This is a genomic window from Nocardioides sp. LHG3406-4 (assembly GCF_049897745.1).
In the GTDB taxonomy this organism is placed as follows: Bacteria; Actinomycetota; Actinomycetes; order Propionibacteriales; family Nocardioidaceae; genus Nocardioides.
In genome coordinates this window covers 177,487-187,035 of record NZ_JAFCWV010000002.1, presented here as the reverse complement: position 1 = coordinate 187,035, position 9,549 = coordinate 177,487, and the positions used below count along the sequence as shown (strand labels likewise).

Here is a 9,549-nt window from a genome sequence, read left to right as displayed (position 1 = left end):
GGGGCCTCCGTCAGGACAGGGTCAGGCCGGCGGACCAGTAGCCGTTGAGGGTCGACGTCGTGTCGAGGCCCGCGATCACGTCCGAGCGCACGACGAGGATGGCCTGGGTCTGGTTCGTGATCGGAATGGCCAGACCGTTGGTCGTGCAGTTCGTGACCGTTCCGATGGCGAGGATGCCGGTGAGGGCGGGCGCCAACGTGCACGATGCTCCCGGGACCGGGGTGAAGACGTTGTCCGGGGTCGATGAGGTCCAGAGCTCGACCCGGAGGCTGAGCGTGGAGCCGACCAGGCTCATCGCGCTGGTGTTGGTGAAGTAGCCGTCGAGGCTGGTCAGGGTGTGGTCGCCGGTGATCGGCTGGGCCAAGCCCGCGATGTCGCTGTTGGTCGCGTCGATCGTCCCGCCGACGATGGAGACGTTGCTGACCGAGCCGGCGCCGCTGATCGGCAGCACCGCCACGGTGTTGAGGTTCCCGCCGAGGACGGTCCTCGTGGTCGCCACCTGGCCGCTGCTGCTCGACAGCATGACCCCAGAGCCAGCCGCGCCCGTGGCGCCCGTGGCGCCGGCGGGGCCTGTGGCACCGGCGGGGCCCGTCGCACCCGTCGCACCCGTGGCGCCGCTCGGCCCGGCGGGTCCGGTGGCGCCGGTCGGTCCGATGTCTCCGGCCGTGCCCGTCGTGCCGGCCGCACCCGTGGATCCGGTGGCGCCGGTCGCACCGGTCGGGCCGGCGGGCCCGGTCGGGCCGGCGGGCCCGATGCCACCGGTCGCACCGGTCGCCCCAGCGGCGCCGGTCGCACCGGTCGCCCCAGCGGCGCCGGTCGCACCGGTCGCTCCGGCGGCGCCGGTCGCACCCGTGGCGCCGGTCGCACCCGTGACGCCGGCGGGTCCTGCCGGACCGGTGGCACCCGTCGCGCCCTTCGAGCCGCGCTTGCCCTCGGTGCGGTCCTTGCCGCGGACCCAGCGGATGTGGTCCTCGCCGGACCGGCACTCCGTGACCTGGTGGACGATCCGGACCTTGCCGGTCTCGACGCTGAAGCAGGCGCGGATGACCCGGACGTCCTGCTTCGTCCTGTCGGCGGCGCCGGCCGGCCCACCAGTTCCGACGAGGGTGGCCAGGGCCAAGGTGGCGAGGGACAGGGAGGCGAGGGCACGGGGCCGGGAGGTGGGCACCGGATGACGCTAGTGGATCCGCGGGCGACCTGTGCCGAATCGGGAGAACTTGAGCCCGGGCGGTCGGGTGCTCAGTCGTAGGACGGGGCCGGGACGTCCGCCATCGACGGGTCCAGCTCGACGCCGGTGGAGAGGTGCCCCTCGGCCTCGTCGGTCTCGCCCAGGTGTAGGAGGGCGAAGCCGAGACGCATGTGGGCGGCCGCCAGGTCAGGGTCGATCGCGAGGGCGCGCCGGTAGAGCTCGACCGCGGCCTCAAGATCGCTCGCCTCGAGGACGATGCCCTTGTTGTAGAGCGCCGAGGTGAACTCGGGGTCGGCCGTCAGTGTGGCGTCGTACTGCCTGAGCGCGAGCGCGTCGTTCCCGGCGTCCTGGGCCAACAGACCGAGGTTGTAGTGGGCGTAGACGTTGTCCGGGTCGAGCTCCAGCACGTTCTCGAAGGTGGCCCGGGCCTTCGCGTCCTCGCCCGTGTCGAGCTGCTGCAGGGCAGTCTGGACCAGGGTGTCCGCGGCCGACAGGCTGGCCGAGGCCGAAGCTGCCTGCGATGGCCCCTCGTCGGTGTCGTCCCCGCTGCACCCGGTGACGGCGAGGAGGCTCAGCAGCGCGAGCACGGCGAGGGTGGGACGAGGCACGCCGGTCAGTGTAGGGCGGTGCGCTCGCGCGCGAAGGCGAGGTTCTGCTCGACGCGACGTCGTTCCTCCGGCGGCAGCTCCGGGTCCGTCAGCACGGTCTGGGCGAGGGCGGCGGACTCGGCGTACCTGCCCACCCAGTAGCTCGAGATCGACAGCTCGTCGCGGGCGCGCCAGCCGTAGCAGGCGGGCACCACGAAGAGGATGTCGTCCGTCGGCGCCAGCTGGACCGCCCTGGTCGCGAAGACGTGGGCGAGCTCGTGACGGCCGCGCTCGCGGAGATGGCGGGCCAGCTCTACGAGGGTCTCGGCGCGACCGGGTCGGCGCTCGAACGCGGCCAGATAGGCCGTGAGCACGTCACGGTCGCTGTCCGCGAGCCGCTCGCGCAGCACCGCCACCTGCAGGAGCGAGTACCAGACCTCCTCCTCCCAGCCACCCAGGGATGCTCGGTGTTCGTAGGCTGACACGGCCTGCCGGTCCCGTCCGAGGTCGCGCAGCGTCTGGGCTCGGTAGAAGACATAGCGTGCGTTGCCGGGCTCGGCGGTGAGGCCGCGCTCCAGCAGCGCGAGATCGCGCTCGAACTTGCCCCGGCGGCTGGAGCCCTCCGCATGATCGCGGAACCAGGCCCCGTCGAGGGTCGGTCGGGCGGCCGAGCCGACGTCGAGGTACTCATGGGTGACGCCCACGTAGCGCGTCGGTGCGTCGACTCGCAGGAGCCTCAGGTTCGCGTAATGGAGGCCGCTGGCCCGCTGGCCGAGGAGGTAGGCGTCCGCGGTCAGCGAATTGCGGAAGGCGGGGTCCTCGACCACGAGCTCCATGTCGGCGTCGCACAGCAGGAGGTAGTCGACGTCGTACGCCGCGGCGGTGTCACGCGCCGCGGCGAGGGAGTCGTTGCGGGCCTGGGCGAAGTCGTCGAAGCGGCCGTGGGTCACCCTGCCGGGCACACCGTGCCGCTCGAAGAACGACCGGACGATCTCTGCCGTGCCGTCGGACGAGCCGGTGTCGTGGATCGCGTAGGCGTCGATCCAGGGAGCCGCGGCCGCCAGGCAGCGTTCGATGATGGCGGCCTCGTCCCTGACGATCATGGTCAGGCAGAGCCTGGCTCGGTTATCGGCCACGGCCATGGAGTCTAGGGAAGGCGCACCGGAGGAGACATGGCCCAGGGTGGCGCTGTGTCTCGGGTGCCGATGGTTGAGACGACCTGGACGTGCGCGACCGGATCGCACTGCGCCGGCTTGTGCAGATCGGCCTCGGCGAGTCGGCGCGCGAAGGCGGGCCACGTCGAGACGTCACTATGCTGTCGGTCGGATTGGAACTGCACGTCGAACCGCAACTCAGTCGTCCCGGGGTTTCTCCCGACTGCAGTTCCGGTCCTCCGCCCCCGTAGCTCAGCTGGATAGAGCAGCGGCCTTCTAATCCGCCGGTCGGTGGTTCGAATCCACCCGGGGGCACCAGCCTTTTCGGCGGCGTTGGCCCCGTCCGGCAGCTCCGCATCCCCGTGCACGACCTCGAGCGCGGCCGCCACCGGCTGTACCTCGAGGTGCCCGGCTAAAACGACCTCGACCTCGGCGAGGTCCTCGTCGAAGACCGCACCTGACCCGGCACTCCGCCTCCTTCCCTGGTGGGGTCGAACAGGCCTACCCTGATCCCTGTACACGGCACCCCGTCACCCCCCGGGTGGCGGGGCGCTTTCGTGTGTCCGTGGGCGGTGACTAGACCGGCGAATGGCGGCCCGCAAACGTGGGTACCGCGCGGTGGCGGGTGCCAGAACAGCGGTGGCAAGCACCTGCTGGCCCCCGGGTTCAGGGGAAAGCCCCCGGGGGTCGTCTCGGGAGACGCCCCGCTCGAGTTACGTCGGCGATGGTCCCAGCCACCCCTGTGGATCCTCTGTACTTCGGAGCGCCTTCTCCTCGTCTATCGGGACCCACCGCCCGGACGAGACGTCTACTGCGACGCCTTCGTCGAGGAGCCACGTGCCGGACTCCCAGTCGTAGACCTCGCCCACCGCAGCCACTGGATCGACGAACGGGTCGACCCGGAATCGAGCGATCCGCTTGTCGTCCTGCCAGTACTCCACGCAGGGACGCTACAACGCGAACGCTGATTTGTCGGCCCGCCCTGGCACCCTGTCTCCATGCGTGAACCGCAGGTCTACAGCGGCTGGGAACGGCCCCTGGTCGAGGTTCTGGTCGACGGCATCTGGTACCCCGGCGGGCTCCGAGCGTGGCTCCCCGTAGGCGAGGACGAGTGGGCGGCCAACGTCTCCTGGACTCGCTCACCCGGCTCGGCGTTCCTCGACACCGTCACTGCCGACCGAGTGCACCCAGTGGACGAGACCTGACTGGCACTCTGGTTACTGGCGCCACTCGTCCCGGAAGTTCGGGTGGTCTGCGTACACGCTGGCCATACTGCGGAGCGCGGTGTCGCCCAGCGGGGTAAGCGGCGCGGCTTCGTCGCCCATGTCGCGGAGTTCTTCGATGCCCATCGCCCACTGGATCATGTTGCGGTCGGCCTCGCACGCGGCCAGCACCCCGGGAGGCCAGCCCTCGTCGCGCTCCTCGAGCGCCTCGTTCTCCCGCTCGGTGATTCTGGCCAGCAGGAAATCCACCATCGGATGCGTCAAGTAGGTCATGTTCCTGCCCCCGATTCCGTCGCCCCCATCGCGATGATGCGCGCGATAGGCGAGCCGGGGCAACCCCCGCGCGACCTGTGGGTGAGCGCGGCCCTCATGTCGGCGAGAGCACGGCAGGGGCGCGCCGCGACGGCCGGGGAGCCCGGACCGGGCTTCTCGTCCGCCGGTCGGTGGTTCGAATCCGCCCGGGGGCACCAGCCTGTCCGCGTCGCTCTCGCAGGCGCGTCGTACAGCAGCGGCTACGCCGTCCTCACCCCTCCTGGGGGTGTACGACGGAAGCCGTCGACGGTGCGTCCCCGGTCGGCGCGGGAGGACAGTCCGCCTCGGCGGCGGAGGGGCCCAGCCACCCCTGAGGGGCCTCGGTGAGCAGCAGCTCCTTCTCCTCGGTGATGGAGATCCAGTCGCCCAAGGGCCGGATGCCCTCCCCCACACCGGCGTCGGGTAGCCAGGTTCCGGAGTCCCAGTCGTAGACCTCGCCAGGTGCGACGCCGGCGTCGCTGAGGCGAGCGATCCGCTTGTCGTCCTGCCAGTACTCCACGCGGCGACCCTACAAGCCGGACTACTTAAGTCGCCCCGGTCGACGGTGGTCATACCGGAGCCACGATTGGTGCGCTGCCGAACGGGTACCTCGCAGGTGCGGGCACGGCCTCCGCGGGGGCTTGGAAGCGCTCGTAGGCCCTCGGGGTCCGGCAGAGGGCCTCGGGGGCTGCTTCCAGACGCCCGGAAAATCGTAGAGTTTCGTCGACCACCCCGACTGAGATGGGGATGTCTTCGGTCGCCTCGTGTGCAGCACGCAGGCCCCTGGATCCACCCCATGACGAGTGGAGCGCAGGCATGACCGAACCGAACCACGACCTCGCGACGTCGCTGGCCGACTCGGCGCGCATCATCAACTCCCCGCGCTCGGTCGAGGACACCCTCGACGCGATCGTTCGGGCCGCGAGACAGTCGGTGCCCGGCGTCGACGAGGTGGGGATCAGCGTCGTCCACCGCGACGGGACCATCGAGACCAAGGCTGCCACCGGGTCGCTGGTCTGGGACCTCGACGAGCTCCAGTACAAGCTCAACGAGGGCCCATGCGTGGAAGCGATCCGCGAGGGACCGATCGTCGCCACCGAGGACGTGCTCAGCGACAGCCGCTGGCCACGCTACGCAGAGCTGGCTGCCGAAGCCGGGCTGGGCGCGCAGCTGGGTGTGCAGCTGTGGGCGGATGACAAGACGCTGGGCGGGCTGAACCTGTACTCCCTGAACAGCAACTCCATCGGCGCCGACTCCGTCGCCGCCGCGGAGCTCTTCGCCACGCATGCCGCCATCGCGCTCGGTCGCGCCCGGATCGTCGAGCAGCTGCACGAGGGCATGGAGAACCGCGGCGTCATCGGCATGGCGATCGGCATCATCATGGAGCGCCACCGGGTCGACGAGCACCGCGCCTTCCAATACCTCACGCGGGTCTCGTCCACCACCAACTTCCGGATCAGGACCGTGGCGCAGGAGATCGTCGACCAGGTCGGCGCCGGCCGACGGCCGTCGAGCACCCCCGCGCCACGCACCTGAGCGCGGCGCTCACGCGCAGCAGGGCTGCCCGTCGGCGGCCGGCTCGGCAGCAGCAGGAGCGTCGGCAAGCACGGTGTAGACCTCCCAGGGCTCACCGTCGGGCGTGCCCTCGACCCAGAACTTGTCCTGCTTCGCGTAGCAGCACGTGACGCCACGCTCGTCGACCGAGGCGAGGCCGTCGGCAGCCAGTCGGGACTGGATCGCGTCGACCGCGTCGACGTCGCCGACCTCGACGCCGAGGTGGTTGAGGGAGCCGCCGTGGCCGGGGTTCTCGATGAGAACGAGCTTGAGCGGCGGCTCGGCGATGGCGAAGTTGGCGTAGCCAGGTCGGACTTTCGCCGGTGCGGCGTCGAAGAGCTTGCCGTAGAAGGCGATCGATGACTCGAGGTCGTCGACGTTGAGCGCGAGCTGGATGCGGTTCATGAACTTCTCCAATACATAGATATCTGTCGATATCCGATGTTGCAACGAGACATCGACGTCTGTCAACATAGACGCATGTCGAAGTCCGTTCTCGAGCTCACCCCGGTCCAGGCCGTCGCCTGCTGCTCCCCGCTGGCCAAGGAGCCGCTCTCTGCGGAGGGCGCCGAGCGGATCGCCCCGCTACTCAAGGCCCTGGCCGACCCGGTTCGCCTGCGGCTCCTCTCACTGGTCGCATCCCATGCCGACGGCGAGGCCTGCGTGTGCGATCTCAACGACGCCTTCGATCTCTCCCAGCCCACCATCAGCCATCACCTCAAGGTGCTCCACGAAGTCGGCCTCCTCGACCGGAGCAAGCGCGGGGTGTGGGTCTACTACCGCATCCGTGGGGAGGCGCTGGCCGACGTCGGGGCGCTGCTCGGCGGGGTGGCCCGGTGACCGTCGTACTCGCTCGTCGGGCCGTCGCGGAGCTGATCGGCACGGCCTTCCTGGTGATGGCCGTGGTCGGGTCGGGGATCGCGGCGACCCGGCTCTCCCCCGACGACGTCGGCCTCCAGCTTCTCGAGAACAGTCTCGTGACCGGGGCCGTCCTCGTCGCCCTCATCCTCGCGCTGCAGCCGGTCTCCGCGAGCTTCAACCCGGTCGTGACGGTGATCGAACGGGCGCTCGGCGTCATCGACGGCCGTACGACGACCGCCCTGGTCGCAGCGCAGGTCGTCGGCGGCGTGGTCGGCGTCGTGATCGCGAACCTGATGTTCGACCTCGATGCGGTGGCCCTCTCGACCCACGACCGCACGGGTGGCGACCTGTGGCTCGCCGAGGTGGTCGCCACCTTCGGCCTGGTGCTGGTCGTCTTCGGCTGCCTGCGCACCGGCCGCGCCGACACGGTGGCGCTGGCCGTCGGCGGCTACATCACTGCGGCCTACTGGTTCACCAGCTCGACCAGCTTCGCCAACCCCGCCGTGACCGTGGCCCGCACCCTCTCCGACACCTTCGCCGGCATCCAGCCGTCGGCCGCACCCGCCTTCGTCGCCTGCCAGCTCGTCGGCGGTGCGCTCGGTCTCGTCGCCGTGCGTTTCCTCTTCCCCACCCCCGTCGCCGTCGCCGCAGACCAGGAGCCAGCCCGATGACCGCCAAGCCAAGCGTCCTGTTCGTGTGCGTCCACAACGCGGGTCGCTCGCAGATGGCCGCCGGCTACCTCATGCACCTGGGGGCCGGTCGGGTCGACGTGCTCTCGGCAGGCAGCGAGCCCGCCGACCACGTCAACCCGGTGGCCGTCGAGGTCATGCGGGAGGAGGGCATCGACCTCACCGCCGAGCAGCCGAAGGTGCTGACGACCGAGGCGGTGCAGGGCTCCGACGTCGTGGTCACGATGGGCTGCGGCGACGCGTGCCCGTTCTTCCCCGGTAAGCGCTACGAGGACTGGCAGCTCGACGACCCCGCGGGCCAGGACCTCGACGCCGTACGGCGGATCCGCGACGACATCCGCGGCCGGGTCGAGCGACTGCTGGCCGAGCTGCTCCCCGAGAAGGCGTAGCCGCGACACGCTCGGCCAATCCCCCGATTGCGTCGCGGGGCGCGGTCCAATGGACTCGGCCCCGCGATGTATGAGATCGCGGGGCCTGCGCATTCCCTGACGAGGGTCGACGCGACCCCCGAAATAGGTGGAACCCCGGCAAGTATGAGTTGCCGGAATGGGTGTGCAGTGGATCCCGAAATGGCCCGGATCACGCTCAACCACGCCTGATGGAGTGCAGGAGTGCCGCACCTGTTGAGCATCGCGTTGCTATCCGCGTTGCTACATGGAGCCGAACTGTCGGCGTAACCTGAGAGGGTGCGACGCACAGTTGCACAGCCGGTCCGGCAAGTACGGAGAGCACGTGAGCAAGCAGCGCAACGACGGAGACGGGTCCGTCTACCAGGTCCACGTCAAGGACTGCCCGCGGCCGAAGGGCCCGCGGGGCAAGTCGACGTGCGCGTGCAAGTGGCGAGGCGCCGTGGTCGTCGGCTACAAGCGCAACGCGAAGGGCGCTGCGATCGCTGTGCGCAAGACCCGCACGGCCAACACCGAGTCGGGGTGCGCCGCGAAGGTCCGCGACCTGCGTGCCGAGCTGGCCAAGGTGACGCTTCCGGTCGGGAAGTCACCCACGGTCGAGCAGTGGCTGAACCACTGCCACGCCACCGTGCTCCCCCGGCAGAAGAAGAAGCCGCGCGAGTCGACCCTGGCCAAGTACCGCTACTGCTTCGACCAGTACCTCATCCCGCTCCTCGGTCACATCCGCCTGGACAAGCTCGACCCCGACGACATCGAAGCCGCCTGGCACCACCTCGCCGAGATCGGCAATCCGATGAAGGGCCCGGACGCCACGCCGCTGGATCCCACGACCGTGCACTGGGCACACACGATCCTGTCTCGGATGCTGCGCCTGGCCATGCAGAAGAGGATGCTCGCGGCTAACCCCGCCGGGCCTGACGCGATGGACGCGCCCGCCAAGAGCGACAAGGAGGTCGTGCCGCTCCCGACCGAGGACTGGCGCAAGGTGCTCGCCGCGGCCGTGGGCACCTGGAACGCCGCACGCTGGACCGTCGCGCTCGCCATGGGCCTGCGCCAGGGCGAGGCGCTCGCGCTGCGCTGGGAGGACATCGACCTCGACGGCGGTTCCCTGCGAGTCCGGCAGACCGTGTTTCGGCTCAAGGGCAAAGGCCTGGTCTTCGGCCCGCCCAAGACCGAGCGGTCGAAGCGCGAGGTCGCGCTGCCCGCGCCCCTGGTCGCCGAGCTCCGCAAGCACCGCCGCGAGCAGAACGAACGCAAGCTCCTGGTAGGCGACAAGTGGCGCAACGACCTCGACCTGGTCTTCACATACCGTGACGGCGGCGTGATCGACGGCCGCGAGGACCGCAAGGCCTGGCATGCCCTCCTTGAGAAGGCCGGTGTCGCCCCGTTGAAGCTGCACGCTGCTCGCCATACCGCCGCCACGATGATGCTCCTGCAGGGCATCGACCCGCGGGTGGTCATGGACATCATGGGCTGGTCGCAGGTCAGTACCGCGTCCAACTACCGCCACGCTGTCGACGAGGCGAAGCGCACCGCAGCCGACAAGATCGGCGCCGCGGTCTGGGGATGATCAGAACTGGTTCGGCCGAGCCGA

The 9,549-nt window shown here is 70.1% G+C and carries 13 protein-coding genes and 1 tRNA gene; 7 read left to right on the top strand and 7 right to left on the bottom strand.

Annotated elements, in window-relative coordinates; genetic code table 11:
• Positions 1–10: 10 nt before the first annotated feature.
• From ACP7BP_RS06920 to ACP7BP_RS06910, 3 genes are all read right to left on the bottom strand, one after another.
• Complete coding sequence (locus tag ACP7BP_RS06920) at positions 11–1,168, bottom strand: hypothetical protein (protein WP_426243806.1); 1,158 nt, start codon at positions 1,166–1,168, stop codon at positions 11–13.
• Positions 1,169–1,239: 71 nt separating this feature from the next.
• Positions 1,240–1,797 (bottom strand): tetratricopeptide repeat protein, encoded by a 558-nt coding sequence (locus tag ACP7BP_RS06915; protein WP_426243804.1) that lies wholly within the window; start codon positions 1,795–1,797, stop codon positions 1,240–1,242.
• A gap of 5 nt (positions 1,798–1,802) precedes the next feature.
• Entirely contained in the window at positions 1,803–2,912 is a 1,110-nt protein-coding gene (locus ACP7BP_RS06910; RefSeq protein ID WP_426243802.1) for a glycosyltransferase, read from the bottom strand.
• A 259-nt stretch (positions 2,913–3,171) separates the two neighbouring features.
• Between ACP7BP_RS06910 and ACP7BP_RS06905 the strand changes: the two genes are divergently transcribed.
• A tRNA-Arg gene (locus tag ACP7BP_RS06905) sits at positions 3,172–3,248 on the top strand.
• Positions 3,249–3,643: 395 nt separating this feature from the next.
• On the opposite strand, the gene ACP7BP_RS06900 is transcribed toward ACP7BP_RS06905, so the two are convergent.
• Entirely contained in the window at positions 3,644–3,871 is a 228-nt protein-coding gene (locus tag ACP7BP_RS06900) for a hypothetical protein (protein WP_426243800.1), read from the bottom strand.
• 57 nt (positions 3,872–3,928) lie between these two features.
• Here ACP7BP_RS06900 and ACP7BP_RS06895 point away from each other — a divergent pair, with 57 nt between their 5' ends.
• Entirely contained in the window at positions 3,929–4,135 is a 207-nt protein-coding gene (locus ACP7BP_RS06895; RefSeq protein ID WP_426243798.1) for a hypothetical protein, read from the top strand.
• Between the two features lie 12 nt (positions 4,136–4,147).
• On the opposite strand, the gene ACP7BP_RS06890 is transcribed toward ACP7BP_RS06895, so the two are convergent.
• Complete coding sequence (locus tag ACP7BP_RS06890; protein WP_426243795.1) at positions 4,148–4,426, bottom strand: DUF6221 family protein; 279 nt, start codon at positions 4,424–4,426, stop codon at positions 4,148–4,150.
• Positions 4,427–4,676: 250 nt separating this feature from the next.
• Positions 4,677–4,964: a hypothetical protein gene (locus tag ACP7BP_RS06885; RefSeq protein ID WP_426243793.1), complete on the bottom strand. Its 288-nt coding sequence runs from the start codon at positions 4,962–4,964 to the stop codon at positions 4,677–4,679.
• A gap of 296 nt (positions 4,965–5,260) precedes the next feature.
• On the opposite strand from ACP7BP_RS06885, the gene ACP7BP_RS06880 reads away from it, so the two are divergent.
• Complete coding sequence (locus ACP7BP_RS06880; RefSeq protein ID WP_426243791.1) at positions 5,261–5,980, top strand: ANTAR domain-containing protein; 720 nt, start codon at positions 5,261–5,263, stop codon at positions 5,978–5,980.
• Between the two features lie 9 nt (positions 5,981–5,989).
• Here ACP7BP_RS06880 and ACP7BP_RS06875 read toward each other — a convergent pair whose 3' ends face one another.
• The gene (locus ACP7BP_RS06875) at positions 5,990–6,403 is read right to left on the bottom strand and encodes an ArsI/CadI family heavy metal resistance metalloenzyme (RefSeq protein ID WP_426243789.1); all 414 of its coding nucleotides are present in this window, start codon (positions 6,401–6,403) and stop codon (positions 5,990–5,992) included.
• 75 nt (positions 6,404–6,478) lie between these two features.
• Between ACP7BP_RS06875 and ACP7BP_RS06870 the strand changes: the two genes are divergently transcribed.
• The 4 genes from ACP7BP_RS06870 to ACP7BP_RS06855 all read left to right on the top strand — a co-directional run bounded on the left by ACP7BP_RS06870 (position 6,479) and on the right by ACP7BP_RS06855 (position 9,525).
• Positions 6,479–6,838, top strand: a complete 360-nt coding sequence (locus tag ACP7BP_RS06870; RefSeq protein ID WP_426243787.1) for a metalloregulator ArsR/SmtB family transcription factor — start codon at positions 6,479–6,481, stop codon at positions 6,836–6,838.
• A complete protein-coding gene (locus tag ACP7BP_RS06865; protein WP_426243785.1) occupies positions 6,835–7,530 on the top strand; it encodes an aquaporin in 696 nt (231 codons plus the stop codon). The genes ACP7BP_RS06870 and ACP7BP_RS06865 overlap by 4 nt, the downstream gene beginning before the upstream one ends.
• Positions 7,527–7,937 (top strand): arsenate reductase ArsC, encoded by a 411-nt coding sequence (locus ACP7BP_RS06860; RefSeq protein WP_426243783.1) that lies wholly within the window; start codon positions 7,527–7,529, stop codon positions 7,935–7,937. Before ACP7BP_RS06865 ends, ACP7BP_RS06860 begins: the two co-directional genes overlap by 4 nt.
• A 343-nt stretch (positions 7,938–8,280) precedes the next feature.
• Positions 8,281–9,525 (top strand): tyrosine-type recombinase/integrase, encoded by a 1,245-nt coding sequence (locus ACP7BP_RS06855; RefSeq protein WP_426243781.1) that lies wholly within the window; start codon positions 8,281–8,283, stop codon positions 9,523–9,525.
• The last annotated feature ends 24 nt before the right edge of the window (positions 9,526–9,549 follow it).

Coding starts and splice junctions, on each gene's coding strand:
- ACP7BP_RS06895 (WP_426243798.1), top strand. CDS start 3,929: ATGCGTGAACCGCAGGTCTACAGCGGCTGGGAACGGCCCCTGGTCGAG.
- ACP7BP_RS06870 (WP_426243787.1), top strand. CDS start 6,479: ATGTCGAAGTCCGTTCTCGAGCTCACCCCGGTCCAGGCCGTCGCCTGC.
- ACP7BP_RS06890 (WP_426243795.1), bottom strand. CDS start 4,426: ATGACCTACTTGACGCATCCGATGGTGGATTTCCTGCTGGCCAGAATC.
- ACP7BP_RS06875 (WP_426243789.1), bottom strand. CDS start 6,403: ATGAACCGCATCCAGCTCGCGCTCAACGTCGACGACCTCGAGTCATCG.
- ACP7BP_RS06860 (WP_426243783.1), top strand. CDS start 7,527: ATGACCGCCAAGCCAAGCGTCCTGTTCGTGTGCGTCCACAACGCGGGT.
- ACP7BP_RS06880 (WP_426243791.1), top strand. CDS start 5,261: ATGACCGAACCGAACCACGACCTCGCGACGTCGCTGGCCGACTCGGCG.